The sequence below is a fragment of the Streptomyces sp. NPDC001348 genome (assembly GCF_053597535.1).
In genome coordinates, this window is sequence record NZ_JBSFIK010000025.1 from 104,747 (window position 1) to 128,898 (window position 24,152).

The 24,152-nt window shown below is 71.8% G+C and carries 27 protein-coding genes; 12 read left to right on the top strand and 15 right to left on the bottom strand.

All coding sequences use genetic code 11. The features are described from left to right. Window positions 1-732, bottom strand: a 732-nt coding sequence (locus tag ACWC21_RS25165) for a DMT family transporter (protein WP_450885073.1), incomplete at its 3' end; no start/stop codon positions are given. Between the two features lie 320 nt (window positions 733-1,052). On the opposite strand from ACWC21_RS25165, the gene ACWC21_RS25170 reads away from it, so the two are divergent. Continuing rightward, the gene (locus tag ACWC21_RS25170) at window positions 1,053-2,144 is read left to right on the top strand and encodes an MGDG synthase family glycosyltransferase (protein WP_450885074.1); all 1,092 of its coding nucleotides are present in this window, start codon (window positions 1,053-1,055) and stop codon (window positions 2,142-2,144) included. Window positions 2,145-2,147: 3 nt separating this feature from the next. Here the strand turns inward: ACWC21_RS25170 and ACWC21_RS25175 are convergent, their stop codons facing one another. Together ACWC21_RS25175 and ACWC21_RS25180 are read right to left on the bottom strand one after the other, a co-directional pair. Beyond that, the gene (locus ACWC21_RS25175) at window positions 2,148-2,921 is read right to left on the bottom strand and encodes a polysaccharide deacetylase family protein (protein WP_450885099.1); all 774 of its coding nucleotides are present in this window, start codon (window positions 2,919-2,921) and stop codon (window positions 2,148-2,150) included. Between the two features lie 44 nt (window positions 2,922-2,965). Beyond that, window positions 2,966-3,772, bottom strand: coding sequence for an SDR family NAD(P)-dependent oxidoreductase (locus tag ACWC21_RS25180; protein WP_450885075.1), 807 nt, complete (start codon window positions 3,770-3,772; stop codon window positions 2,966-2,968). Window positions 3,773-4,001: 229 nt separating this feature from the next. Between ACWC21_RS25180 and ACWC21_RS25185 the strand changes: the two genes are divergently transcribed. Together ACWC21_RS25185 and ACWC21_RS25190 are read left to right on the top strand one after the other, a co-directional pair. Continuing rightward, window positions 4,002-4,925, top strand: a complete 924-nt coding sequence (locus tag ACWC21_RS25185; RefSeq protein WP_450885076.1) for a DMT family transporter — start codon at window positions 4,002-4,004, stop codon at window positions 4,923-4,925. A 119-nt stretch (window positions 4,926-5,044) separates the two neighbouring features. Beyond that, a complete protein-coding gene (locus tag ACWC21_RS25190; RefSeq protein ID WP_450885077.1) occupies window positions 5,045-5,515 on the top strand; it encodes an SPW repeat protein in 471 nt (156 codons plus the stop codon). A 233-nt stretch (window positions 5,516-5,748) separates the two neighbouring features. Here ACWC21_RS25190 and ACWC21_RS25195 read toward each other — a convergent pair whose 3' ends face one another. Continuing rightward, a complete protein-coding gene (locus ACWC21_RS25195; protein ID WP_450885100.1) occupies window positions 5,749-6,555 on the bottom strand; it encodes a UbiA family prenyltransferase in 807 nt (268 codons plus the stop codon). 91 nt (window positions 6,556-6,646) lie between these two features. On the opposite strand from ACWC21_RS25195, the gene ACWC21_RS25200 reads away from it, so the two are divergent. From ACWC21_RS25200 to ACWC21_RS25220, 5 genes are all read left to right on the top strand, one after another. Next, a complete protein-coding gene (locus tag ACWC21_RS25200) occupies window positions 6,647-7,792 on the top strand; it encodes a type III polyketide synthase (RefSeq protein WP_450885078.1) in 1,146 nt (381 codons plus the stop codon). 8 nt (window positions 7,793-7,800) lie between these two features. Next, the gene (locus tag ACWC21_RS25205; protein ID WP_450885079.1) at window positions 7,801-8,316 is read left to right on the top strand and encodes an isoprenylcysteine carboxyl methyltransferase family protein; all 516 of its coding nucleotides are present in this window, start codon (window positions 7,801-7,803) and stop codon (window positions 8,314-8,316) included. After that, window positions 8,313-9,350, top strand: coding sequence for an NAD(P)/FAD-dependent oxidoreductase (locus ACWC21_RS25210; RefSeq protein WP_450885080.1), 1,038 nt, complete (start codon window positions 8,313-8,315; stop codon window positions 9,348-9,350). Before ACWC21_RS25205 ends, ACWC21_RS25210 begins: the two co-directional genes overlap by 4 nt. Window positions 9,351-9,482: 132 nt before the next feature. After that, window positions 9,483-10,070, top strand: a complete 588-nt coding sequence (locus tag ACWC21_RS25215; RefSeq protein ID WP_450885081.1) for a hemerythrin domain-containing protein — start codon at window positions 9,483-9,485, stop codon at window positions 10,068-10,070. A 31-nt stretch (window positions 10,071-10,101) separates the two neighbouring features. After that, complete coding sequence (locus tag ACWC21_RS25220; RefSeq protein ID WP_450885082.1) at window positions 10,102-12,150, top strand: spermidine synthase; 2,049 nt, start codon at window positions 10,102-10,104, stop codon at window positions 12,148-12,150. A 35-nt stretch (window positions 12,151-12,185) separates the two neighbouring features. On the opposite strand, the gene ACWC21_RS25225 is transcribed toward ACWC21_RS25220, so the two are convergent. From ACWC21_RS25225 to ACWC21_RS25245, 5 genes are all read right to left on the bottom strand, one after another. Then, window positions 12,186-12,464 (bottom strand): hypothetical protein, encoded by a 279-nt coding sequence (locus ACWC21_RS25225; protein WP_450885083.1) that lies wholly within the window; start codon window positions 12,462-12,464, stop codon window positions 12,186-12,188. A 110-nt stretch (window positions 12,465-12,574) separates the two neighbouring features. After that, a complete protein-coding gene (locus ACWC21_RS25230; RefSeq protein ID WP_450885101.1) occupies window positions 12,575-13,408 on the bottom strand; it encodes a carbohydrate ABC transporter permease in 834 nt (277 codons plus the stop codon). Window positions 13,409-13,410: 2 nt separating this feature from the next. After that, window positions 13,411-14,322, bottom strand: coding sequence for a carbohydrate ABC transporter permease (locus ACWC21_RS25235; protein WP_450885084.1), 912 nt, complete (start codon window positions 14,320-14,322; stop codon window positions 13,411-13,413). Continuing rightward, window positions 14,319-15,563 carry an ABC transporter substrate-binding protein gene (locus ACWC21_RS25240; RefSeq protein WP_450885085.1) on the bottom strand — a complete coding sequence of 415 codons (1,245 nt, stop codon included), beginning with the start codon at window positions 15,561-15,563 and terminating at the stop codon, window positions 14,319-14,321. Before ACWC21_RS25240 ends, ACWC21_RS25235 begins: the two co-directional genes overlap by 4 nt. A 129-nt stretch (window positions 15,564-15,692) precedes the next feature. Beyond that, window positions 15,693-16,427, bottom strand: coding sequence for a DUF6250 domain-containing protein (locus ACWC21_RS25245; protein WP_450885086.1), 735 nt, complete (start codon window positions 16,425-16,427; stop codon window positions 15,693-15,695). Window positions 16,428-16,700: 273 nt separating this feature from the next. On the opposite strand from ACWC21_RS25245, the gene ACWC21_RS25250 reads away from it, so the two are divergent. Then, window positions 16,701-17,000 (top strand): hypothetical protein, encoded by a 300-nt coding sequence (locus tag ACWC21_RS25250; RefSeq protein WP_450885087.1) that lies wholly within the window; start codon window positions 16,701-16,703, stop codon window positions 16,998-17,000. Window positions 17,001-17,098: 98 nt separating this feature from the next. Here the strand turns inward: ACWC21_RS25250 and ACWC21_RS25255 are convergent, their stop codons facing one another. Together ACWC21_RS25255 and ACWC21_RS25260 are read right to left on the bottom strand one after the other, a co-directional pair. Next, window positions 17,099-17,950, bottom strand: a complete 852-nt coding sequence (locus ACWC21_RS25255; protein WP_450885102.1) for a GNAT family N-acetyltransferase — start codon at window positions 17,948-17,950, stop codon at window positions 17,099-17,101. Window positions 17,951-18,046: 96 nt separating this feature from the next. Next, window positions 18,047-18,568, bottom strand: coding sequence for a SigE family RNA polymerase sigma factor (locus ACWC21_RS25260; RefSeq protein WP_450885088.1), 522 nt, complete (start codon window positions 18,566-18,568; stop codon window positions 18,047-18,049). Window positions 18,569-18,849: 281 nt separating this feature from the next. Between ACWC21_RS25260 and ACWC21_RS25265 the strand changes: the two genes are divergently transcribed. Next, complete coding sequence (locus ACWC21_RS25265) at window positions 18,850-19,764, top strand: Rieske 2Fe-2S domain-containing protein (RefSeq protein ID WP_450885089.1); 915 nt, start codon at window positions 18,850-18,852, stop codon at window positions 19,762-19,764. Between the two features lie 62 nt (window positions 19,765-19,826). Here ACWC21_RS25265 and ACWC21_RS25270 read toward each other — a convergent pair whose 3' ends face one another. Continuing rightward, a complete protein-coding gene (locus tag ACWC21_RS25270) occupies window positions 19,827-20,273 on the bottom strand; it encodes a glutaredoxin domain-containing protein (protein ID WP_450885090.1) in 447 nt (148 codons plus the stop codon). An 82-nt stretch (window positions 20,274-20,355) separates the two neighbouring features. Between ACWC21_RS25270 and ACWC21_RS25275 the strand changes: the two genes are divergently transcribed. Further along, window positions 20,356-20,814: an HIT family protein gene (locus ACWC21_RS25275; protein WP_450885091.1), complete on the top strand. Its 459-nt coding sequence runs from the start codon at window positions 20,356-20,358 to the stop codon at window positions 20,812-20,814. Window positions 20,815-20,825: 11 nt separating this feature from the next. On the opposite strand, the gene ACWC21_RS25280 is transcribed toward ACWC21_RS25275, so the two are convergent. Further along, window positions 20,826-21,974, bottom strand: a complete 1,149-nt coding sequence (locus ACWC21_RS25280) for a Gfo/Idh/MocA family protein (RefSeq protein ID WP_450885092.1) — start codon at window positions 21,972-21,974, stop codon at window positions 20,826-20,828. Between the two features lie 174 nt (window positions 21,975-22,148). Here ACWC21_RS25280 and ACWC21_RS25285 point away from each other — a divergent pair, with 174 nt between their 5' ends. After that, window positions 22,149-22,604, top strand: coding sequence for a MarR family winged helix-turn-helix transcriptional regulator (locus tag ACWC21_RS25285; protein WP_450885093.1), 456 nt, complete (start codon window positions 22,149-22,151; stop codon window positions 22,602-22,604). A 241-nt stretch (window positions 22,605-22,845) separates the two neighbouring features. Here the strand turns inward: ACWC21_RS25285 and ACWC21_RS25290 are convergent, their stop codons facing one another. Both ACWC21_RS25290 and ACWC21_RS25295 read right to left on the bottom strand, forming a co-directional pair. Beyond that, a complete protein-coding gene (locus ACWC21_RS25290) occupies window positions 22,846-23,487 on the bottom strand; it encodes a transglycosylase domain-containing protein (RefSeq protein WP_450885094.1) in 642 nt (213 codons plus the stop codon). Window positions 23,488-23,598: 111 nt separating this feature from the next. Further along, window positions 23,599-24,152 (bottom strand): S1C family serine protease (locus ACWC21_RS25295; RefSeq protein ID WP_450885095.1); only part of this gene is annotated, 554 nt, incomplete at its 5' end.

Sequence of the window (24,152 nt, forward strand, 5' to 3'; positions counted from 1 at the left end):
TGTGACGCTGATGAGGGCGTCTCCCAGGGTCAGGGCCGGCTGGGAGGCGGCCAGGGTGCCGGCCCGCAAGGTCCACTGGAGCAGCAGTACGCTCAGCAGACCGGTGGCGGCACCGGCGTAGGTGTGCCAGGTGGTGAGGACCGCAGCGGGCCCTTCCGGGAAACGACCGGTCACCTCCTTGATGAGCGCGGCGGTGACCGCGAAGCACGCGGCGGTCGCGGTGCCGAGCGTGGCGGCCTGCAGGGGGCCACGCATCCGGCGTGCGGCTCCCAGCAGGATGGCGACACAGCCCGCAAGCCCGCCTCCCACGGCGAGCCAGCGCAGGTCGGCGGCCCGGTTGCTGCCGGGGGACGGGGACGCGCTCAGCAGGAACAGGGCCAGTCCGCCCGCGAGCATCACGAAGGACCGCCATGTCCCGGCGCCGGGGCGGTGGCGGAACACCACCGCGCCCACGAGCAGCGTGAACAGCAGCTCGGTGGCCAGCAGCGGCTGCACGACCGAGAGCTCCCCGGCGTCCAGGGCGATGACCTGGAAGACCGCCGAAAGCCCCATGGCCGTTGCTCCGGCCCACCAGTACGGACGGCTCAGGAGTCCCGCGAGGCGGGCCGCCGCCGCCCTGGCACCCCGGCCGGTGACCTCGTCCGGCTCGACGGCGGCCCTGCGCTGCAGGACGGCGGCCGCCGCGTTGGACAGCGCGGAGAGCAGGGCCATGACGACGGTGAGCACGTTCATGCGAATGCCTGTCGTTCACGGGAGGACCCGGAGGGGCGGCCGTCGCACATCCGGTGGTGGACAGAGGCGGGCGGGGCGAACAAAGACGTAACCGCCGTACACAGTGATAAACCTACCCACACCGGCTACGCATGACGGGTGGACACCGGCCGGGGCGTGTTAGCCGGCCGGTACGGCGGATACCTGTTGCTCACTGTCCGACACGAGGTGGCCATGCCGCAGACTCATCCCTGCCAGTGCCGGTACCTCCCGGCTTCTCGCCCGCCCCGACACCCTCTCGCACCCGGGCGGTTCGCCGCCGGACCGCCGGGGTGCCCGTCATGAGCCGTCTGCTCCTGATCAGCGCGAGCATGGGGGCCGGGCACGACGCGGTGGCCGTCGAACTGGCCCGGCGCCTGGGCGCGGCCGGGCACGAGACGGTTCACACGGACGTACTGGAGATGCTGCCCGCCCGCACCGGCGCCGCACTGCGAAGCTTCTACCGTGCGACGGTCCGGCACGCCCCCCTGCTCTACGCGGGTGTCTACGCCGCCTTCTTCCGCGCCGGCGCCGGTCCACGGCCGGGCAGCGCACCGCTCGCCGCCCTGGCCGAGGACCGCCTGCGGGCCGAGGTGGCGAGTGCGCGCGCCGACGCCGTCGTCGGGGTCTTTCACCTCGCCGCCCAGCTGACCGGCAGGATGCGGGCCCTGGGGCGGTTGACGGTGCCCAGCGCGGTGGTCGTCACCGACTTCGCCGTCCACCGGCAATGGCTGCACCCGGGCAACGACCTCTATCTGTGCCTCACCCCGCGGATCGCCCAGGACGTGCGGCACCGCCTGGGACGACCCGCCACCGCCTGCGGCCCGCTGCTGCCTGACCGCTTCCACCCGCACCCGGCGGGCGAGGCGTCCTGGCGGCAGCGCCTCGCGGTCGACGGCGGGCGACCGCCCGTGCTGCTGTCCTCGGGCGCGTGGGGGGTGGGAAGCCGGCTCGACGCGACGGCCCGGCTGCTGGCCGGCGCCGGCTACCTGCCGGTCGTCCTGTGCGGGCGCGACGACCGTCTGCGCCATCGGCTGTCGCAGGCACCGGGGACGCTCGCCATGGGCTGGGTGGACGACATGCCGGGCCTGATGGCGGCATGCGCGGCACTCGTCGACAACGCCGCGGGGCAGACCGCACTCGAAGCACTCGCCGTCGGTACCCCGGTCGTCGGATACCGTCCGATCCCCGGGCACGGCGCGGAGGGGGTGCGCCGGATGGCGGCGCTCGGACTGACCGAGTACGCCGCCGACTCCTGGCAACTGGTGCAGGCCTTGGACCGCCTCACCTCGCACGGTCCGGCACCGGACAGCCGGGCCCCGGCCGGCGGCCGGCTCTTCCGGGGCGATGTCGTTCGCCCGCTGGAACAGCTCTCGGCCCCGGCAACGATCTGACGGTCACCGGGCGTCGGTGCCGCCGTCATGTGCGGGCCCCGCGATCCCGTGCTCGCCGAGCGTGCCGACTCTCAGGCCCGCCGCCCGGCAGGCGCCGACCAGGCCGGGCAACGCGTCCAGCGCGGCCCGCCAGCAGCCCGGTGCGGCGTGGCGGTCGGTGTCGTGCAACAGCACCGTGCCGCCGCCCCGCAGGTCCGGCAGGACGGTCGCGGCCACGGAGTCGGCGGTGGCGTGTGCGGTCCAGTCGCGGCCCCACGCCGTCCACAGGACCGGGCGCAGCCCGGTGCGGCGCGCGGCCAGCAGCCGGTCTCCGGTCAGGATGCCGTACGGGGGCCGGTACCAGGTGGGGAAGACACCGGTCACCTGCGCCACCGCGTGCGCGGCTCGCGCCAGCTGCCTGGCCTCCCTGACGGGCGCGGGCCACCAGGGGCGGTTGTGGGTCCAGCCGTGTACGGCGAGTTCATGACCGCGCCGGACGATGTCGTGGCTCAGCCGCCGGTGGCGCAGCACCTGCTCGCCCACCACGAAGAACGTGGCACGGACCGCCAGCTCGTCCAGCGCGGCGAGGAACGCGGGCGTGGAGCGGGGGTCGGGCCCGTCGTCGAAGGTGAGTGCCACATGGTCCGGTGCACCGACGCCCGCCAGCACCGGCAGCCAAGCCCGCCGTGGGCCGGAGAGCCAGGAACCGGCAGGCACGACATGGGCCGCGGCGACCAGCGCCGGGACGACGGCGGCGGCCGCGGTGAACAACCGGTCCCGGCCGACGCCGCCCCGCATCTCCCGCACGTCCGCGCCTCCCGCACCGCTCGCTGTCGCCCGGCTCACCCGAACCGAGCCGCCAGACGCCGGTACAACGTGGGGGAGAGGCCGCGCACCGCGACCGGCACACGCAACCAGCCGGGTACGAACACCTCGTCGCGTTCCGCGCGTACCGCCGCGACGACCGCCGCCGCCACCCGTTCGGAGGAGATCGGACGGGGGTGGCTGCGGGAGTACGGCACCCCTCTGCGGGCGAAGAAGGGAGTTTCCACCACCCCCGGCACGACGTGGGTCACCTGCACCCCCGTGCCGTGCAGCTCGTAGCGCAGCGCGTCGGCGAAGGCGCCGAGCCCCGCTTTCGCCGCGGAGTACACCGCTTCCTCCCGTACCCCGACGCAGCCGGCCACGGAGCCGATCAGTACCAGCCGGCCCCGGCGCCGCGCCACCATCCGGGGCAGGAGCTGCCGGGCCAGATGCACCACCGAGGCCAGGTCCACGGTGAGCACCCGGTCCACCTCACCGCCGGGCATCGAGGTGAACGGCCCGGCCCAGCCGCATCCGGCGGCGGCGACCAGCAGGTCGACGCCGGGCACCTGCCGAAGGGCCTGGTCGGCCAACCGCCGGGCGCCGTCGGCGTCGGCCAGGTCGCACGGAATCGCGACGCCGGACGTCTCGTGCGCCACCGAGTCCAGCCGGGCACGGTCACGTCCCGAGAGCAGCAGCGCCCAGTGGTCCTTCGCCAGGGCCCGGGCGACGGCCGCCCCGATTCCCGAGGAGGCACCCGTCACCAGCGCCACCCCCGCTGTGGGCACGGCGCCCGGGGCGAGGGAGCGCGAGGCCGGGTACGAATCCGCCGTGGCGCGTCCCAAGCTGACCTCCCTGAGCGATGGGCACCGTCTCCGCCCCGCCGGCCCTGTGCATACGAGTACGACGATTGCACCGACCACCGAGGGGTAGCCCGAGCTCACGGCTTTCAAACTCCGGGGTGGCGCACGAAGGCGAAGGACTGAGCCGGTCGGGTGACTTTGTGAAACGGTCCCCGGCGGGGGTCAAGCCGTCGGGAGCCATCGCACGGGCCGGGCAGGAGGATGACAGGCCGTGGTGTACCTCTACAGCCTTCCCGCCGCGTGTCTGCTGGGCTTCGGCTTCGTCCTGCAGCAGCACGCGGCCGGACGTGAACCGCTGTCCCTGATGCTCTCCTTCCGGCTGCTGCTGGACCTCGTGCGGGTGCCGCTGTGGCTGGCAGGCATCGGCTGCATGGTCGTGGGCCAGGTCCTCGGCGCGCTCGCGCTGACGCACGGCAGCCTGGCCCAGGTGGAGCCGCTGCTCGCCACGAACCTGCTCTTCGCGATGGCACTCGCCCGGTGGATGGGCGATCAGCCGCTGGGCTGGTCGGGGTGGCTCGGTGTGCTCGCCCTCAGCGGCGGCGTGACGGCCATCGTCCTGGCGGGGCGCGCGCACACGGGGCAGGGTCCCGTCGGTGGGCTGCGGCAGTGGCTCGTGATCGGCTGCGTACTGGGGCTGGCCGGGCTCCTCGTCGTCCTCGCCCAGCACCTGCGACTGCTGCACCGGCCGCCCTTCCTGGCCGCTGCCGCCGGCACGCTCTACGGCCTCCAGGACGCGCTCACCCGCGTCTGCGGCGGCATCCTCTCGGACCGGGGGGTCACCGGGCTGCTCGTCTCCTGGCAGCCATGGGGCGTCGTGGCCCTGGCGGTGGTGGGGCTGCTGCTGGTGCAGAGCGCGTTCGAGGCCGGGCCGTTGCGGCTGTCGCTGCCCGCGCTGAGCGCCACCGAACCCATGAGCGGCATCGCCTGCGGCATCGGCTTCCTGCACGACGAGTTGCGCACGGACCCCGGCGCGCTGGCCTGGCAGGCGGCGGGAGTGGTCGCGGCGATCACCGGCGTCTTCGTCCTCGGGCGGCACCCCGTCATGCCCAGCGGCGAGCGACGCCCCGAACCACCGCCGCACCACCACCCGCACCGCTCCCGGAACCGGCCTGGCCGTCATGGCCCCGGCCGGTGAGCGGCCACCGTGCACCGGCTTGTGCTGTTTTCACCCTTATGCGTGGTTTTGTGTCGTCGGGTGAGTACCCCGCCCCGCCGGAAGGGTCAGGAATCGGACCCCTGACGCAGGAGGCGGCCATGACCGACCAGACCCACACCAGCATGGAGTCGCACCCGGACATCCTGGAGATGAGGGAGCGTCATGTCAGGGCCGAGCGGGCGGCGACGACGCAGCAGGGACAGGCGCTCGAGACGCTGGCCCTCCTCACCGGCCTGTACCTGGCGGCATCGCCCTGGATCACGGGCTTCAACGGCCTCAGCACCCTGGCCGTGAACAACCTGATCACCGGTATCGCGTACGCGCTGCTGCTGAGCGGCTTCGGCCACGCCTACGAGCGCACACACGCCCGGGCGTGGGCGGCCGCACTGCTGGGAGTCTGGACCATCATCTCGCCGTGGGTGGTGGCGGGAAACGTGGACACGACGCGCACCGTGATCAACAACGTCGTCGTCGGCGTCGTCGGGCTGCTCCTCGCGCTCGCGGCCAGTGCGGCGGCGGGCAGGACCGACAGGGGCACCCGTAGCCGCCCCGCCCGGATGGATCGCTGACGTGGCATACCGCTGACGGGTACTCGCTCCGCGGTGGGCCGGGCACAGCTGCCCGGCCCCCGCCGGCCGAGGAGGCACCCACGGGACTGCGCGATCGCGTGCTGGTGGTGACCGGAGCGTCCAGCGGTGTCGGGCGGGCCACGGCGGAGGCCTTCACCCGCGGGCCGCGCCACTTAGCCCTTGGTTGCCATCGGCCGCCCGGTGCCGCCCGGCACCCGTGGCCGGAGGGCGGCTCAGGCCATGTCCGAGCCGCGCAGCAGCAGCTCCGCCACAGCCGCGCCGGCCACCACGATGGCCGCACGGAACGGCCACCGGCTTCCGGCCCCCGACGGCACGGCCGTACCCGCGACGGCGACGATCCCGGCCGTCCCCGCCAGCGTCCAGTCCCAGACCCCCATCGTCCCGGGCGGCCCGGCGACGACCACACCCAGCGCCGTCAGCATGACGAGCGGGGCCAGCCACCGGCAGGCGGGACGGCCCAGCCGCTGGGGGAGTCCGCGCACGCCGGTCGCGAGATCGTCCTCGATGTCGGGAAGGACGTTCACGACGTGTGCCCCCACGCCCAGCATCGCCCCCGCGGTGACGGCCCACCAGGCGGGCCACGAGGGGGCCGGCAGACCCAGGGTGACGAACACCGGCAGTGAACCGAAACCCGCGGCATAGGGAAGCGGGGAGAGCGCCATGCGCTTCAGGCGCAGGTTGTAGGCCCAGCCGGAGGCCACACCGCCCAGGTGGGCCAGTCCCGCGGCGGCGCCGCTCAGCAGGGACAGCGGCACGCACAGGGCGAGGGCCGTCCCGGCCGCGAGGGCCGCTGCCCGGGGCGGGAGTTCCCCGCGGGCCACCGGCTTGTCGCCGCGTCCGCACACCCTGTCGCGGTGTGCGTCGGCCGCGTCGTTGCACCAGCCCACCGAGAGCTGACCGGCCAGCACGGCCAGGCCCACCGTCGCCGCCCCCGTCGCCCCGCGGCCCGCCGCCACGGCGAGGGCGGTCACGAACACGGTCACGGCGACCGCCGGCTCCGGATGGCAGGCGCGCAGCAGCACCGGCGCACGGTGTGCCGGGCGCCGGAGAGCCCCAGACGGGTGGAGAGACACGTAGGCAAGGTAATCGGGTGCCCCGTACGCGGAAGGCATGAGCGACATGCGTGTCCCCGTGATCGTCGAGCATGTCCCGTCCCTGCCCGCCGCGCCGCGCCGCACGACCGCGCCCGCCACGGCGACCGCGATCGCCGCCGTCCACACCGCGCTGCCGCCCCACCGCTACAGCCAGGAGGATCTCACCGAACTCATCGGCGACCTGTGCCTGCCCCCGGGAGCGGACCGTTCCCTGCTGCGCCGTCTGCACGCGTCCGCCGGAGTACGCACCCGCCATCTCACCCTGCCGATCGAGCGGTACGCCGGTCTCGGCGACTTCGGGCAGAGCAACGACGCATGGCTGGCGTCGGGCCTGGAACTGGGCGCGCAAGCCCTCACGTTCGCCCTCGCACGGGCGGGGCTCCGGCCCGCCGATGTCGACCTGCTGGTGTGCGCCTCCATCACCGGAGTCGCCGCCCCGTCGCTGGACGCCCGGCTGGCCGGACGCCTGGGCCTGCGACCCGACGTCAAAAGGCTTCCGGTCTTCGGTCTGGGCTGCGCTGCAGGCGCCGCCGGACTCGCCCGGGTACACGACTACCTGCGCGGGCACCCCGGAGACACCGCGGTGCTGCTCACCGTCGAACTGTGCTCGCTGACGCTCCAGCGAAGCGACGCCTCCCGTGCCAACCTCGTCGCCGGCGCCCTGTTCGGCGACGGCGCGGCCGCGCTCGTCGCACGCGGCGGCGACAGCGCCGGTTCCGCGGCGTCCGGGCCCTCGGTGGTCGCCACACGCAGCCACCTGTACCCGGACACCGAACGGCTCCTCGGGTGGGACATCGGAGCCGGCGGATTCCGCGTCGTCATCGACGCCGGTGTTCCGGGCATCGTACGCAGCCATCTCGGCCGGCACGTGCGCTCCTTCCTGGCCGAACACGGCCTCACCGTCGACGACGTCGGGACCTGGGTGTGCCATCCGGGCGGCCCGAGGGTCCTCTCCGCGGTGAGCGACGCCCTCGGCCTGCCCGGCGACGCACTGGACTGCGCCCGACGCTCCCTCGCCACGGCGGGGAACATGTCCTCCGTGTCCGTACTGCACATCCTGCAGAGCACCTGGGAGTCGCACCGTCCCGAGCCCGGCACGTGGGGGCTCCTCCTGGCGCTGGGGCCGGGACTGTGTTCCGAACTCGTCCTGCTGCGATGGTGAGCGGCCCCATGCCGTGGTACGCGCTCCTCGTCCTCGCCGTCGCCGCGGAACGCGTCGCCGAACTCCTCGTCGCCCGGCGCAACGCGGCCTGGACCCTGAACCGCGCCGGTGTGGAGCACGGCCGTGGCCACTACCCGGTCATGGTCGCCCTGCACACGGGCCTGCTCGTGTGCTGCCTGCTCGAACCCGGCCTCGCCGACCGGCCGTTCCTGCCCGCCCTGGGGTGGCCCATACTGGTGCTCGCGCTCCTGGCCCAAGCCCTGCGCTGGTGGTGCATCACCACCCTCGGTCCCTACTGGAACACCCGGGTCATCGTCGTTCCCGGAGCGCGACTGGTCGGCGCCGGACCCTACCGTCTGCTGCGCCACCCCAACTACGTGGCGGTCGTCGTGGAGGTCGCCGCCCTGCCGCTGGTGCACTCCGCATGGCTGACCGCCACGGTGTTCACCGCGGCCAACGCGGTGCTCCTCACGGTACGTGTCCGCTGCGAGAACGCGGCCCTGGCCCGGGCGGTGCCCGCGTGAACGGCGGCCACGACCTGCTGATCGCCGGAGGCGGACCCGCCGGCCTCGCCACCGCCCTGCACGCCGCTCGCGCCGGCCTGGACACCGTCGTCGCGGAGCCACGCAGGGCTCCCGTGGACAAGGCGTGCGGTGAGGGCCTGATGCCCGGCGCCCTCCGCGCCCTGACCCGCCTCGGCCTGGAGATCCCCGGCCACCCGATCGCCGGCATCCGCTACGTCCAGGGCGCCCGCCGGGTCCAGGCCGCGTTCCGGCACGGATCCGGCCTCGGCGCGCGCCGTACCGACCTGCACGGTGTCCTGCACAGGGCCGTTCTGGACGCAGGGGTGCCGGTCCTCCCCCTGGCCGTCCAGGACGTACGGCAGGACGACACCGGCGTGACCGTACCGGGTACGGGACTGCGCGCCCGGTGGCTGGTCGCCGCGGACGGACTGCACTCACCCGTGCGCCGGAGCCTGGGCCTGGACGTGCGGACCCACGGGTCGGGAGCCCCCCGGTACGGGCTGCGCCGGCACTACGCGGTGCCCCCCTGGTCGCCTTTCGTGGAGGTGCACTGGGGAGCGCACGCGGAGGCGTACGTCACCCCGCTCGGCCCCGCACTCGTCGGCATCGCCCTGCTCACGGCCCGGCGAGCACCCTTCGCCGCCCAACTGCGGAGCTTTCCGGAGCTGGCCGCCCGCCTGCCGCCGCACACGGCCGTCACCGCGGTGCGGGGCGCCGGCCCGCTGCGCCAGACGGTCCGTACCCGCGTCCACGGGCGGGTGCTCCTCGTCGGCGACGCCGCGGGATACGTCGACGCGCTGACCGGTGAGGGCGTCCGGCTGGCCCTCAGCGGCGCCGAGGCTCTGGTCGCCAACGTGCTCCGGGGCACCCCCGACCGCTACGAGACCGACTGGCGCCGTGCCACCCGCCGCCACCGGGTGCTGACCGACATCCTGGTCAGGGCCCGCCGGCGGCCCGTCCTCGCCGCACGCATCACCCCCACGGCCGAACGCCTGCCGGGCCTCTTCGCGGCGGTGGTGAACGCGCTGGCATGACCGTCGGGGTGCTCCCGATCGGCGCTGTGCGGTCGCGGCCACCCGCCGCCTGGGACAGCCTGGGAGACAGCCGTCGGGCCGACCGGCGCCGTGCGCCGAGACGGTCGGCGCTGCCCTGAATCGGGAGGACCCATGACCGGCGCGATGCCGCACGCCGACGACGCCGGCGAGGCTGACGACGTCGTCACCTTGCTGACGCTGCAGCACAACCAGATTCGTGACCTCTTCGCCGAGGTGGAGAACGCCGCGGCCGACGACCGTACGGACCCCTTCCGCAGACTCGTCCGTCTCCTGGCCGTCCATGAGACGGCCGAGGAGGAGGTGGTTCATCCCTCGGCCCGCCGCGCCTTCGAGGACGGGGGACAGGTGGTCGACGACCGCCTGGCGGAAGAACGATCCGCGAAGGAGAAGCTGAGCCGGCTCGACGACCTGGGCACCGACGACCCGGACTTCATGCCGCTGTTCCGTGAGCTGCGTGCGGAAGTGCTGCGGCACGCGGCTTCGGAGGAACGGTACGAGTTTCCCCGGTTGCGCGAGAAGGCCGGAGCCGCGCAGCTCGCCTTGCTGGCCGGGGCCGTCCGGGCCGCCGAGGCCCTGGCGCCCACCCGGCCGCACCCGGGCGTGGAAACAGTGGCGGAGAACCTTGCCGCCGGCCCCGTGGCGGCTGTGATCGACCGGACACGCGACGCGGTCCGCAAGGTGATGGACAAGACGACCTGACTACCCGACCGGGCTTGAGGTGGCACCGTACATGCGCAGGAAGCTGACCGAAACGGGACTGGCCGAGAGCTCGGTGCGATGGAGGCTGATGCTGGCCAGCACGACGATGCTCTTCGTCGAACTGGCGCTGATCAGATGGACGGGCGCGAACGTCGTCCACCTCAGCTACTTCTCCAACTTCATCCTGCTGGGCTCGTTCCTCGGCATCGGCATCGGGTTCCTGATCCCCGCCGCGCGGGGACAGTGGCTCAAACGCTGGACACCGGTACCGCTCGCTCTTCTCGTCGTCCTGGTGCGCGCCTACCCGGTCCAGGTGCGCCAGAGCAGCGAACAGGTCATCTACTTCACCGCCGTGAAGACCACCGGTTTCCCCGAGTGGGTGACCCTGCCGGCCATCTTCCTGCTGACCGCGGTCATCATGGCCGGCATCGGCAAGATCACCGCCGACCTCTTCCGCCGACTGCCCTCGCTCGACGCCTACCGCTACGACCTGCTCGGCAGCATCATCGGCTCGGCGTCCTTCGCGCTGCTGTCCTGGCTCCGAGCCCCGTCGGTCGTGTGGGGTGCACTCGCCGCCGCGGCCCTGTTGATCCTCGGCGGGCGGCGCAACACCCTGCTGTACGGCATTCCCCTCACGGCGATGGTCGTCGCGCTGTTCATGGAGACGACGAACGGCATCTCCTGGTCGCCCTACTACAAGATCCAGCTCAAGGCCTCGCGGTCCACCACACGGGCCTACGACATCTCCGCCAACGGCGTCCCGCACCAGAGCATCGAGCCGCTTCCGGCGCTCCTGCGGGAGAACTCGCCGTACCGGCAGGCGTACGACCGGACACCGCACAACCCGCACCGGCGCGTGCTGGTCATCGGGGCCGGCAACGGCAACGACGTCGCGGTCGCCCTGGCGCGCGGAGCGGCGCGCGTGGACGCGGTGGAGATCGATCCCCGGCTCCAGCAGATCGGTGCCCAACTGCATCCCGCCAAGCCGTACGACGATCCCAGAGTGCACGTCCACATCGACGACGGCCGGGCTTTCCTGGAGCGGACCGACACCAAGTACGACCTCGTCGTCCTGGCGTTGCCGGACTCGCTGACGCTGGTGTCCGGAGCGAGCAACCTGCGTCTGGAGAGTTATCTCTTCACGCGGCAGGCGTTCGAGGCCGCGCGTGACCACCTGACGCCGCACGGTGCGTTCGCCATGTACAACTACTATCGCAAGAGCTGGTTGATCGACCGCTTCGCCGGCACCCTCGACGACGTCTACGGCCATGCTCCCTGCATGACGACGTTCAACAAGAACGCGGCGGTACTGGTGGCCGGGATGACGACCGCCGACCAGTCCTGTGAGCGCGTCTGGCAGCCCAGCGGCGCGGTTCCGGCGGCCGCCACCGACGACCACCCCTTCCCGTATCTGCTCCACCGGGACATCCCCACGCTGTATCTGGGCGCGCTGGGCGCGATCCTGCTGGTGACGCTCCTGTCGGTACGGCTGACCGGGGTGCGTGTCCGGCGCACCCTCCGCTACGCCGACATGTTCCTGCTGGGCGCGGCCTTCATGCTGCTCGAAACCAAGAACGTGATCGGTTTCGCCCTGTACTTCGGTACGACCTGGCTGGTCAACGCGCTGGTCTTCATCGGTGTCCTGCTCGCCGTCCTCGCGGCGGTCGAGGTCCGGCGCAGGGTGCTACGGGTCAACCAGCCACTGCTGCAGCTGCTGCTCTTCGGCACGCTGGCGGTGGCCTGGCTCGTCCCGGCGGACGCCGTGCTCTCGTTGCCCTTCGCCGGGCGGCTGGCCGCGGCCATCGCCCTTGCCTTCGCACCGATCTTCTGTGCCAACCTGATCTTCTCCGACCGCCTCGCGTCCGCCCCGGACCCGACGTCCGCGTTCGGCGCGAACCTGCTGGGCGCGCTCACCGGGGGCACGCTCGAATATCTGGCCCTGGTCACGGGCTACCAGGCGCTGCTGCTGCTCGTCGCGGCGCTCTACCTGGGAGCGTGTGTCGCCATGCGCTTCACCGGGCGCGGGCAGGGCGGGCGGACGACGCGGTCGCCGGAGGAGTCGGTGGCTCTCAGGAACTAGGCCGCCCCGGCTGCCGCGCCGCCGCCGCTGCAGATTCAGCCGGCCTTCTGCCGCTCGCGCAGTTCGTGGACGTTCGAGACGTTCAGCGTGCCGTCGTTCTGCTCGTAGTGGGACAGGGCGAGGCCGAGGCCGAAGAAGGTGGGGGCCCACTCGCCGACGAAGAGGCCCCAGCGGTCGGCGCGGTCCAGGCCGGTGCCGGGTTCCAACTTCAGGCTGCCGGCCCAGGCGGCCACGCTGAAACCTATGGAGGCCAAGCCGGCGAGGTAGGCGTGCTCACTGCGGACGCCCATTTCGTGCATCTTCTTGATGATCATTCGATGGGTCTCCGTTCTGTGGGGGTTCGTGAACGGAGTCCCCCGACCGGCTTACCTTATTCATGCGATTTACAGCGTTATGCACTTTTTGCTCTTCGGTTCGGCGGCCGTCAGTCGATTCCGGACCGTTCCACACCGGCCACGATCCACCGCTGGAAGCACAGGAACACCACCAGCAGGGGCAGAATCGACACGGCCGCCGCGACGAACAGCTCGTGCAGCCTGACGACCTGCGATGTGGTGAAGGACGACAGCGCCACCTGCACGGTCCAGGCACTCTGGTCCTGGCCGATCACCAACGGCCACAGGAAGGAGTTCCAGGCGCCGATGAACACGATCGTCCCGACGGCGGCGAAGACGGGCCGGGCGTTGGGCACGACGATCAGCCAGTAAGTCCGCCAGTAACCGAGTCCGTCGACCTGCGCGGCGTCCTCCAGCTCCGCGGGGAAGCCCAGGAAATACTGCCGGAAGACGAAGCAGGCGAAGGCCGAGAACAACGTCGGGACGATCAGCCCCCGGAAGGTCGAGATCCAGCCCATCGACGACACGAGCACGAAGCTCGGTACGAAGGTGACGGCGGCCGGCACCATCAGGGTGCCGAGGACGGCGTAGAAGACCTTGTCCGCGTGACGGTAGGGGATGCGGGCCAGACCGTACCCGGCGAGTGACGCGAGCAGCAGCGTGCCGAGCGTCGTCGCGACCGCGATGAGCGCGGAGTTGAGCAGGGAGCGGGCGAAGGGCACGGAGGTGTCGTCGAAGAGCTCACGTACGTTCCCCCACTCCAACTCCGAGGGGAAGAAGGTCCATTGCGCAGAGGTGATGTCCTGCTCGCTCGACAGCGCGTTGCGCAGGAGGAGGTAAAAGGGGATGAGGAAGAGCAGGGCCAGCGCGATCAGCAGGACGAGCCGCAGGGCCCGACCGACCCGTACCACCGCGTCCTCCATGGTCACTCCTCCCTCCTGCCCAGACCGAACCAGCGTGCCTGGCCCACCGTCACGACCATGATGACCAGCGCGAGGATCACCGCGCCCGCGCTGCCGAGCCCGAGGTTCTGCCCCTGCCCGAGCGCGATGTAGTAGAGGTAGACCAGCGGCGGACGGGCGTACGGAGGGTACCCGCGAGCGTCGGAGAGGAGGTTGTAGAACTCGTCGAAGGCCTGGAAGGCGTTGATGACGAGGAGCAGGACGACCGCGATCGACGTGGCGCGCAGTTGCGGCAGCGTGATGTGCCGCAGCACCTGCCAGCCGGGCCGGGCCCCGTCGACCTCGGCGGCCTCGTACAGACCGGGATCGATCCGTTGCAGCCCGGCCAGGAAGAGGATCATGTAGAAGCCCGCCTGGAGCCACAGCCGCACCGTCACGATGACCAGCCAGTACCAGGGCGGGTCGGTGGTCGACAGCCAGGCGACGGGGTCACCGCCGAACCAGCCGAGCACGGTGTTGGCAAGCCCGAACCGCACACCGTTGAACACGGACATCTTCCATATGAGGGCGGCGACGACGTAACTGCAGGCGGCCGGAAGGAAGAACACCGACCGGAAGAACGCCTGTGCACGCCGCACCCGGTTCACCATCAGGGCGAGGGCGAGCGAGAGGACGTATGTCGCGGGCACGATGAACGCGGTGAAGACCAGGAAGGTGCGCAGACTGCCGACGAAGGCGTCGTCCGACAGCATGGCCGTGTAGTTGTCGAGTCCGACGAAGTGAGTGGGGGCGACGGTGTTGCGGGCGTCGAAGACGCTGAGGCCGACACTCCACAGCAGCGGCACGTAAGTGAACAGGCCGAGCCCGAGGACGAACGGCCCGACGAAGACCCAGAACCAGAGAGCGCGGTTGTGTACTCTGCGTTCGGCCGTCACGACTTCTTCCTCACCCGGGCGAGTTCGGCCGACACCTTCCGGACGACGCTCTTCAGTTCGCTCTCCGGGTCGGCCCCGCTCTTGATGATCCGGCTCAGCGCGTCCTGGTATGCGGTCTGGCTGGCGGGGGTCCACAGCAGCGGCTGGGCGTAGCCGTGTTCGGTGGTGAAGCGGACGGCATCGGCGGCCGCGCCCGCCTTGAGCTTGTCCGCCTTCTTGGCGAGAGAGATCCGCGCCGGGATGTGGAAGCCGTAGGACAGGGCGAAGTCCTCCTGGTAGTCGGCGCGTTCGATCCACAACCACTTGACGAAGTCCTTGGCGGCCGCCTTGTGCTTGCTGCGCGCGCTGACAGCGGCCCCGTACGCACCGACGGGGACGGAGGGAGCGCCTGATCCGTCCCCGGGGAACGGCAGCACCCCGAAGTCGTCACCGAGTTCCTTCTGTACCAGGGGCAGGGCCCACAGACCGGACCACTGCATGGCGGTCAGGCCCTGGAGGAACGCGGACGGGTCCGACCAGTCGGCCGGGGCGCCGAGGAGCAGGGACTTGTCGGCATAGAGCCGGCGGACCTTGGCGAGGGCACGCGCGGCGGCCGGGTCGTCGAACCCGACCTTGCCGTCGTCCGTGACGAGCTGAAGTCCGGCCGCGTACAGTGGCGTTCCGCCCAGAACACCGGCGCCGCCGTCGTTGCCGAGAAAGAGCCCCTTGGTCTTCTTCGTGGTCAGTTTCCCGGCGGCGTCGACCAGCGCGTCGAGGGTGCCCGGCGGTTCCACACCCGCATCCTTCAGCAGGCTCTTGCGGTAGTAGAGCAGCTGCATGTCGATGACCTGCGGGATGCCCCACACCTTGCCGTCGTACGTCTTCGGGGTGAGCACGGCCGGGTTGAAGTCGTCCCTGACGCCCTCGAGCAGATCGGTGAGATCGACGACCTGCCCGCCCTGGATCTGGTCGAGTGTGGGGCTGCCCTCGAAGACGTCCGGACCGGAGTCGGTGAGCAGCGCGGCCGCGGTCTGCTGGTCGTAGTTGCCCGGCCGCCACTGCACGCTGACGTCGGCCTTCCGGTAGGCCGCCGCGTACCGCTTCACCGCCTGCTCGGTGCCCGCCTCTCCGTACTGGTGGTACCACTGCGACAGCGCGGGCCCCGCACCGCTGCCACCGCCGCGCCCGGTGTTGGAGCCGCAGGCGGTGAGCAGTCCGGCGCCCACCCCCGTGGCGAGCAGTGCCCTGCGACTGATGGTCATCGTGCGCGCCCCCTGACGGATCGTCGGTTCACGGCCCGAAGGTAAGGCATGCACCGTGATCACGGCAGGAAGGTTCGCGTGGTTCATCCGTGTCAAGGGGTGCTCTTGCGCCGAAGGGGGCGGGCCGTCTCACGCACCGTCACCGGCCTCGCCCGGCAGTCGCCAGACGCGGAAACCGGTGATGTGGAAATGGCTCCAAGTGGTGCGGAAGGCGAACCAGCCGCTGGTGTACGGGTCCTCGTCGGTGTAGTCGAAGACCGGTTCGCCGTTGTCCCGGTACTGGATGTGTCGGCCGTCGGAGACCAGCCGGACGTGGTTGGGCTCGTTCGCGGTGAGCAGCGGTGAGGTGTAGTCGTAGAGCAGCGGCCGGGAGCCCGCCACACCGACGTAACGGCGCAGCCGGGTGGTGGTGTTGTAGTTCGCGCCGAGGCCCGCGTAGTACGTGGTCAGGTAGTCGTAGTCGGCCAGTGCGCCGCTGCGGGGCGTGGCGAACAGGTTCCCGGGGGACCGGGAATCCCTGGCGTTCCAGAAGGAGTTCAGGTCACTGACCCGGTCGTTGGGGCCGCCCGCCGACACCGGCGTCGCCGTGAAGTCGATCTCGTACCGTCCGGAGAACGGCCGCTTGAACCACACGGACGCCCCGGCAGGCACGTCGACGTCCAGCACGCCGTCCGTGGCCGTGACTGTGCCGCCGTTCTCCAGTTCCGTCGACCACTGACCGGTGCCGTGCCGGAAGTCGTCGGTGGCCAGCAAGGTGCGGTGCCGGCAAGGGCCTTGCTCGGGCGGTAAGGCGGCACCGGTGGTGAGGGTGGTGGCGACGGCGACGGCGAGGCTCACCAGGGCGGCGGGCCAGGTTTTGCGCATCGGGGGGCCTCTCTGTGGGCGGTGCGGAGCGTGCGGAAACCAACATTTCAGAGCAACGGAAGGAACAGAAGCACAAAGAGACGTTCATCGACGGTCGATCGGTGCCGCACCGATCCGCCGAAACGGCAATCCAAAACGGCGCCGCCGACGTACAGGAACTAGGGCCGCAATCCGGGATACGCCCTCGACCGGCTGCTTTCCCCTGTGGCTGCGGCCATCCATCTCGTGCTTCCGGGAGTCGCGCGAGACGAGGGAAGGAAGGGTGTATCCATCATGCGAGCACAACGTGCGAGGCGCCTCGCCGCGGTTTCCGCGGCCGGCGTTCTCATGGCCGGCGGTGCTGTGATCACCACAGCGGGCACGGCTGCCGCGGCAGTCCCTGAGGCCCACTCCCGAGTGACCTCCTTCGGATGCTTCGACCACGACACCATGCGTTGCTTCGACAACGGTGGTTTCCGCTTCGACAACGGCGGTTTCCGCTTCCACCACCGCGGGTTCTGCTTCGATCACCCGGGGTTCTGCTTCCCCCACCGCTTCGACAACGGATCCGTGGTGATCATCGTCCTCAGGTAGCGGTCGTCGGACACGCGAGGGAGCGAGCCCGTCAAGGCCGCTCCCTCGTCGTACCGACGGCGGTCACCGGGGACGGTCGGTGGCGTCCTCGCGGCTGCCTACGACCGTGCGGGCTGGTTGGCGATCAGCAGGGTGACGTCCGCGGGGCGGAAGCCCAGTCGTGCGTAGACACGAGCGACCGTGTCCTCCGCGTAGGCGAGGAAAACGGTACGCACCCCGTGGGCGCGCGCATGGTCGGCCAGGGCTCCTGTGACAGCGGCTGCCAGCCCTCGGCGGCGGGCCGCGGGCAGGGTGCCGACGCCGCCGATCTCGGTGGTGCCGCCGGCCGGGTGGTAGTGCCCGACGGCCATCGGGGTGCCGTCGGAGGCGAGGGCGGCGATGAGCGTCTTGTGCCCGGCACGGATGGTGGGGCGAACCGCCTCGACCGTGCCGTCCGCGGCCAGTTCCTCGGCCACCGCCGACAGTTCCGCGCGGCCCGTCGGGCCCACCGCGGTACCCGTCATGGCGAAGGCCAGGCGGGGAACGGCGAGAGCTGCGGGCAGGGCCGGGTCGTCGGCCGTCAGCACGCGCAGCGTGACACCGTCCGGCAGGGAAGGGAAGGGGAGGGGGCGGTGCGCGTCGAGGGTCATCAGCGGGCGCTCCGCCACCGGCAGGCCGGCGGCCTCGATACGGGTACGCAGCGTCGGAGCCGCCTCGGCGAGCCATTCAAAGGCTTCCGGCACGCCGAGTTCGCGCTGGCGGGCACGCACCCGGGCGATGTCGGTGGCGATGACGCCGGCGGATCCTGCGACGGGTTGAGCGTGGCTCGGTCCGCCGTAATAAGGGGCGCCTGCTTCCTTGCGTACGAACAGCCTCAACGACCCGAACTCTTCGGTGCCGGCGAACGACAGGGGTGCGGTGGAGTAGTACTGCTCGATACGGTCACGCAGCGAGTCGCTCATGCCGCGCATCCCATCACGGAGCATGGACATGCCGCATCCGGTGAGGACGGCGCGCATCGCCCCGGCTCGGCCGCTCGGGACAGGGCCGGGGACAAGGGCGGGGATTCACCCGCTCTGCGCAGCGAGGCTGCGGCGCCGCAGTTCCTCGCGGAGCCGGGCGAGCGCCCGGTGCAGCGTGCTCTTGACCGTTCCCGTCGACATGCCGAGGGCAGCGGCGGTCTCCTCGGTGGTCATCCGCTCCCAGTACCTCAGCGCGACGACGTTGCGCTGCCTCGCCGGGAGCACCTTCATCACGTCCAGCAGCAGGGCGCGGTCGGCGTGCTGCTCGGTGGAGTCCTCGAGCGGCGTGTCGGGCAGCCGGTCCGTGGGGATGGTCCTGAGCTTGCCGGACCGCCACCACTCCGTACGCGCGTTGATCATCACGCGTCGCAGGTAGGCGTCCGCGAGTTGCTTGTTCGCGATGCCGTCCCAGTGGCGGAACGTCCGTACGAGCGCGGTCTGCAGCAGGTCCTGGGCATCGACCGGATCGGCGACGAGGCGCCGGGCGCACCGCAGCAGCATGGCGTGACGCGTCCGTACGTAGTCCTCGAAGTCCAGCGTCTGGTGCGGGGCTGTGCGCGGATGCATGTGTCGGCTTCCTCTCATGTGCGGGTGTGCGCGGCGTCCGTGCCGTCTGACTCGACCCTTCCGGTGCGGGGATTGAATGGGCAGCCGGGCCCGACACCCTGATCAAAGGGCTGGTCGCAGGTCACGCCCGGAGCACCACAGGAAGCAGGATCAGACCGGGCCCGGAGCCCGCGTCCGTCACACACCTCCACCGGTGTTCTCCGATTACGGCCGGGCGGCTGACCATCAGCCGCCGCACGCCGCTCCGTTTGCCGTCCGTCCAGGTGGGGACCCGGCCGAGCATGAGCGTGATGCCACGCCGCCGGATGCGGCAGAGCCGGGTTCTGGGGCTGCTGGACCGTCTGGAGCGGGAGCCCGGAGCGGATCCGCTGATCAAGGTGCTCCGCAGGGGAGTGCGGGCCGTGCCGCTGGGACGCGGCCGGGATGTGCTGCACGGCAGGTGGCTGGGGCACCCGGTGCATCCGCTGATGGTGCAGGTGCCGATCGGCAGCTGGCTGTCCGCGGCGGTCCTGGACCTGTGGCCCGGCCGCTCCCGGGAGGCGGCCCTGCTGGTCGGTGTCGGGCTGGCCGCCGCCACCCCCGCGGCCCTGACCGGCGCCGTCGACTGGGCGGAACTGCACCCCCAGCAGCAGCGCGTCGGGCTGGTGCACGCCCTGGCCAACACGGCGGCAGTCGGCCTGTACGGCGCCTCACTCACCTGCCGCGTCAGCGGACGGGGGACGGCGGCCCGGGCGTACGGCTTCCTGGGGCTGACGGCCGTCGGGCTGGGCGGCATGCTGGGTGGCCACCTGGCCTATCGCCAGGCGTCCGGCGCCAACCACGCCGAAGAGGTACCCCACCTCGTCACCCAGGGCTGGCACCGGATAGGGGCCGTGGACGAGTTCCCGGTCGGCCGGCCCGTGCGCCGCGGCGTCGACGACGTGCCGGTCCTGGTCGTCCGGGAAGCCGGCGGTACGGTCCACGCGCTGGCCGAGCGCTGCAGCCATCTGGCGGGGCCCCTGTCCGAGGGCACCGTCGCCGACGGCTGCGTCCGGTGCCCGTGGCACGGCAGTGTCTTCCGGCTCTCGGACGGCTGGAACGTACAGGGCCCCGCCACCGCTCCCCAGCCCGCCTTCGACACCCGGATCGTCGACGGTCACGTCGAGATACGCCTGCGGCAACAGGACCGGGACGGACGGGCCACGGGCGGCCGTTGAGCCGCTGACGACAGCACCGGGAGCAGGAGCAGGGGTGCCCCGGCGGCGGGGGAGTACGGCAGTCAATCCCTGTTCGCGCGATGCGGGAGCTGCTCGCGGACCCACGCGGGAGAGGGGTTGGTGTGCGGCCGGCCCCCCACGACCACGGTCGGCACCGTCTCGTTGCCGTCGTTGGCCGCCCGCACCGTCGCGGCGCCGGCCGGGTCACGCCAGATGTCGACCCAGTGCACCTGACGGGCGCTGCGGCCCAGCCGGAAGCGCAGCCGCAGGCAGTACTGGCAGCCAGGTCGCCAGAAGACGACCGGTCGGCCGTCGACCGCGCTGCGGCGGCCCGCCTCCAGCGCGCTGACCGACCTCGGGAAGACCAGGGGCGAGTGCACGCCCGCGATCAGCACGAACACCAGCAGCAGGACTGCCGCGGCGCCGGGCGTCCCGCTGGAGAACAGCGCGGCCGCGAGGGCCGAGCCGCAGAGGACGAACAGCACCGGGAGGGCCCAACCGCGTCTCATGAGGACGAAGGCTACCGTCGGCGCCGGAGATGCGGAGAGGCCTCTTGCGGCGGGCGGCGATCCTATGCCGCATGCTGGCCCCATGGGGTTGTTCGCCGAGGATCCGGCCTGCACCTTCTGCGGCATCGTCTCCGGCGGGTGCGCTCCAGCCGGTGTACGAAGACGCGCGGGTCCTGGCGTTCATGGACATCCTCCGGCCGCGCCCGGTGATCTCCTCGTCATTCCCAAGGCGCACGCGGCGGGTCTGGAGGACATCGACCGGACCTCGACGGCTCACCTGTTCCAGGTGGTCCATCTGCCGGCGCGGGGCCTTCGGCGCTCCGGGCTGCCGTGCGAGGGGGTGAACGTGTTCCTCGCCGACGGCGAGGCTGCCGATCAGACGGTCTTCCATCTCCATGTGCACGTCTTCCCCCGTACCGCGGACGACCGTTTCCGTCTGCAGGTCGAGTGGCGGGAGCGGTCCCGAGCCGACCTGGACGACGACGCCGCACTGATCAGGACGGGCTTGGCACGTAGTGGCTACCGTCCCGGACGTCCGTGAGCCGCGGATCGCTACGGCCCGACTGCCTGTGCGCCCTTCGCGAGCGGATCGGCTGCGGCTGAGATGCTGCGGTGCCGGGCGACGCCGTGCGCGAAGTCGGGTACCGCTGACGTGCCTTCGCGCAGATCGTGCAGGAACTGCTGGTAGGCATGGGCGACCGCGTAGGCCGGCGCGTCGGCCCGGGGGTCCAGTTCCGGGACTCGGACGTAGCGTTCCGGCACCGTCAGGGGCGCGAGTCCGGTGGACGCTCCGCGGCCGCCTTCGAGGGTGACCGGGCTGAGCTGGAGGTGGCCGATCGGGGCGGTGAGAACCAGGTCGCCCTCGGTGCCGTTGATCTCCCAGCGGAAGTTGGTGCCCCGGGACGTCCCGCCGCGGTAGTGGAAGCAGACCACCGCGCCGCCCGGCAGCCGACCCGACGCCACCACCTGGTCCGCGGCGGTCATGGGCACGTGCCGTCCGCTCTCGCTGTCCACGGCCGACGTACGCCGTGAAACCGGTTGGATCCGCAGTTCCTCGGGCTCGCCCAGGACGGAGGCGAGGCCGTCGAGGGCGTGGCCGAAGGGAATGGTCAGCAGCGTCGCTCCGTTGGCGGCGTCGAGCACGTAGTGATCGCGGGGGCCGACGGTGGCGCCCCAGGCGCCCCCGGAGCCGACGACCGTCGTGGAAAGCACCTCCCCCACGTAGCCGTCGGCCACGAGATGGCGTGCGTAGGCGAGCACCGGGTGCGACCGCGCCTGGAGCCCGACGACGGTCGGCACCGCGCGGCTGTGCGCCTGCCGGGCCATGTCCTCGGCTTCCGCGAGCCCGTTGCCCAGCGGCCACTCGCACAGCACGCTCTTGCCGGCGTCCAGCGCCATCCGTACGAGTTCCCGGTGGTGCGGCACCTTCACGGCCACGACCACGAGCTGTACCTCGTCGCAGGCAGCGAGTTCGGCCGCCGTCCCGAAGGCGCGGGACACCCCGTGCAACTGTCCGGAGCGCTCCGCCGACTGTTTCGAACTCGTGCTCAGGGCCGTGAGCTCGTAACCGGGGACGGCGCGCAGGGCCGGCAGGTGAGAGCGCTCGGCCCAACTCCCGTGCGCCCCGAGCCCGATGATCCCGACGCCGATCGGCTTCTCGGACCGGGCCGGCTCGGCAAGCAGTGACTCAGATGTCTTCATGATGCGGCAGGGTTCCTTGTTCGGACGGCTGCGGGCCGCGCCGGCTGTCCAGCAGGGCCGTGTCAGGGGATGTCGACCGCGGCGAGGGGCGGACAGGTTGCCGGCGCATGCCCGGTCGGCGAGCCGCGCAGCTGTTAGTGTTGACATTTCAACACTAGAAAGAGGCGCGTTGATATGTCAACACGTGACGGTGGAAATGCCGGCGCGGACGAGCCGATGGGCGAGGCCGTGCCGGCGCCCGTAGACCTCTGGTCCGCCTTCAAGCGCGCCCACGAGGTCGTCCGGGCCCGCGTGATCGCCGACACCGCCGAGGCGGCAGGCCTGTCGGAGCCGGACCTGACGATCCTCGTGAACCTCGACAAGGCCGGAGGCGCGCTGCGCCAGAGTGAGCTCGCCGCGTCGCTCGGCTGGGACCGCACGCGGATCTCCCATCAGCTCACCCGCATGGGCAAGCGTGGACTCGTCACCCGTGAACGCGCCGGCGGCGTCACCGTCACCCTCACCGACAGCGGGCGCCGGGCCGTCGCCACCGTGGGCCCCGGCCTGGACGCCGCGGTACGCCGCCACTTCACCGACAAGCTCTCCGCGCAGGAGATCGAAACGCTGAGCTCCGTGCTCCGCCGGCTGTAGCCCGCGGAACGCGCAGCGGGCGGGCCGCCGGCTCACGAGGAGACGCCGAGGGGGCCGGCGGCGAAGGATCGGGCCTGGGCGGGGTCAGGTCGCCGACGGCTGCCAGGCGCCCGAACACCTCGGCGCGGCGCTCCCGCGCGAGGCCCGGATCGCGAAGCGGATCGTAGAGTGAGGGTGCCTGGACCAGACCGGCCAGGAGGGCGGCCTGCGGCCAGGTCGGCCGGTCCGGTGTGGTGTCGAATCAGCCGTGGGCGGCGGACCGCAGCCCATAGTAGTCGTGGCCGAAATAGGCGACCGCGAGATACATCTGCAGGATCGCCGGTTTCGGGTAGTCATGGGCGAAGTTCAGCCCCAGCCCGACCTGCTCGGCCTGGTCGACGCGCGTCCGCCGGCCGTTGGTGTACAGCATCTTCGCGAGCTGCTGCTCGAGTGTCGCGCCGCCCCCGTCCCCGCCCCTGCCCTCCAGCCGCACCACGACCGCCCGCGCGATCCCGGCCGGGTCGATGCCCGGGTTGTGCCAGAAGCGGGAGTCCTCGGTGGCGACCAGGGCCGCAGCCACTTTGGGCGGCGTCGGAACGATCGCATCGCCGACGCCCCGCTCGGCGTCCAGCGCGTCCACCCGCTGCTCCGCGTCGCCCACTCCCGGGGTGACCGCGAGCAGTACGCCCCCGCACACGGCGCCCAGTACGGCCGCCGACAGCGTCATGACGAGCGCCACTCGCACCCGGCGCCGCAGCCACCCGGGCAGCGCACGACGACGGGCCGACTCGGCCGCGACCACGGCGGACACCGTCGTCCCGGCGCAGAGACCGAGGGCCACCGTCGCGCCGACGGTGTATCCGAACGCATGGGCGAGAAGTATGAGCAGCGTTGCCACCCCCACGCCGGCACACGGCGCGAGCAGGCGGCGCGGCCGGCCGGGGCCGCCCGCGTTCCGCGAAGGCTCGAGGGGTGTCCGGCGCCGGACGGGAAGGGCGTTCACCGGCGGCTCCGCTCAGCTCTGCGAACCGGCGCGCAGCTTCGCCAGGTCGGACTTGACGGTGTTGACGGGGATGGCGAATCCCAGGCCGACACTCCCGGAACCCGACGAGCTCTGATCGGAACCCGAGGAGTACATCGCCGAGTTGATCCCGACGACGTCACCGTTCATGGTGATCAGGGCGCCGCCGGAGTTCCCCGGGTTGAGGGACGCGTCCGTCTGGATCGCCTTGTACGTCGTCGTGGACGAGCCCGTGTCGCCGTTGAACTCCTGTCCGCCGAACCAGAAGGGCCACAGGCCGTTGCCCTGCCCCTGGCTCTCGTCGGTCGGCACGCTGACATCGGGGTTGAGCGCGGAGACGATACCGCTGGTGACCGTGTCGCTCAGGCCCTCGGGGGAGCCGATGGCCACGACCTGGTCGCCGACCTGGATGTCGCCGGAGTCACCGAGTGTGGCGGCCTTCAGGCCGGAGGCCGCGAGAAACTGAGCGGTCTTGGCCTGTCGCGCCCACTGCTGCAGCTGCCTGCGCTCAGCATCGTCGAGGACCAGGTCGGCCTTCGGCCGGCCAA

What these genes read in the sequence shown, in the direction of transcription:
- ACWC21_RS25275 (WP_450885091.1), top strand. Translation starts at nt 20,356, where the DNA reads ATGGGGTTGTTCGCCGAGGATCCGGCCTGCACCTTCTGCGGCATCGTC.
- ACWC21_RS25270 (WP_450885090.1), bottom strand. Translation starts at nt 20,273, where the DNA reads ATGAGACGCGGTTGGGCCCTCCCGGTGCTGTTCGTCCTCTGCGGCTCG.
- ACWC21_RS25265 (WP_450885089.1), top strand. Translation starts at nt 18,850, where the DNA reads ATGAGCGTGATGCCACGCCGCCGGATGCGGCAGAGCCGGGTTCTGGGG.
- ACWC21_RS25260 (WP_450885088.1), bottom strand. Translation starts at nt 18,568, where the DNA reads ATGCATCCGCGCACAGCCCCGCACCAGACGCTGGACTTCGAGGACTAC.
- ACWC21_RS25285 (WP_450885093.1), top strand. Translation starts at nt 22,149, where the DNA reads ATGTCAACACGTGACGGTGGAAATGCCGGCGCGGACGAGCCGATGGGC.
- ACWC21_RS25230 (WP_450885101.1), bottom strand. Translation starts at nt 13,408, where the DNA reads ATGGAGGACGCGGTGGTACGGGTCGGTCGGGCCCTGCGGCTCGTCCTG.
- ACWC21_RS25240 (WP_450885085.1), bottom strand. Translation starts at nt 15,563, where the DNA reads ATGACCATCAGTCGCAGGGCACTGCTCGCCACGGGGGTGGGCGCCGGA.
- ACWC21_RS25170 (WP_450885074.1), top strand. Translation starts at nt 1,053, where the DNA reads ATGAGCCGTCTGCTCCTGATCAGCGCGAGCATGGGGGCCGGGCACGAC.
- ACWC21_RS25205 (WP_450885079.1), top strand. Translation starts at nt 7,801, where the DNA reads ATGCCGTGGTACGCGCTCCTCGTCCTCGCCGTCGCCGCGGAACGCGTC.
- ACWC21_RS25220 (WP_450885082.1), top strand. Translation starts at nt 10,102, where the DNA reads ATGCGCAGGAAGCTGACCGAAACGGGACTGGCCGAGAGCTCGGTGCGA.
- ACWC21_RS25175 (WP_450885099.1), bottom strand. Translation starts at nt 2,921, where the DNA reads ATGCGGGGCGGCGTCGGCCGGGACCGGTTGTTCACCGCGGCCGCCGCC.
- ACWC21_RS25255 (WP_450885102.1), bottom strand. Translation starts at nt 17,950, where the DNA reads ATGCGCGGCATGAGCGACTCGCTGCGTGACCGTATCGAGCAGTACTAC.
- ACWC21_RS25215 (WP_450885081.1), top strand. Translation starts at nt 9,483, where the DNA reads ATGACCGGCGCGATGCCGCACGCCGACGACGCCGGCGAGGCTGACGAC.
- ACWC21_RS25245 (WP_450885086.1), bottom strand. Translation starts at nt 16,427, where the DNA reads ATGCGCAAAACCTGGCCCGCCGCCCTGGTGAGCCTCGCCGTCGCCGTC.
- ACWC21_RS25225 (WP_450885083.1), bottom strand. Translation starts at nt 12,464, where the DNA reads ATGATCATCAAGAAGATGCACGAAATGGGCGTCCGCAGTGAGCACGCC.
- ACWC21_RS25190 (WP_450885077.1), top strand. Translation starts at nt 5,045, where the DNA reads ATGACCGACCAGACCCACACCAGCATGGAGTCGCACCCGGACATCCTG.
- ACWC21_RS25280 (WP_450885092.1), bottom strand. Translation starts at nt 21,974, where the DNA reads ATGAAGACATCTGAGTCACTGCTTGCCGAGCCGGCCCGGTCCGAGAAG.
- ACWC21_RS25250 (WP_450885087.1), top strand. Translation starts at nt 16,701, where the DNA reads ATGCGAGCACAACGTGCGAGGCGCCTCGCCGCGGTTTCCGCGGCCGGC.
- ACWC21_RS25200 (WP_450885078.1), top strand. Translation starts at nt 6,647, where the DNA reads ATGAGCGACATGCGTGTCCCCGTGATCGTCGAGCATGTCCCGTCCCTG.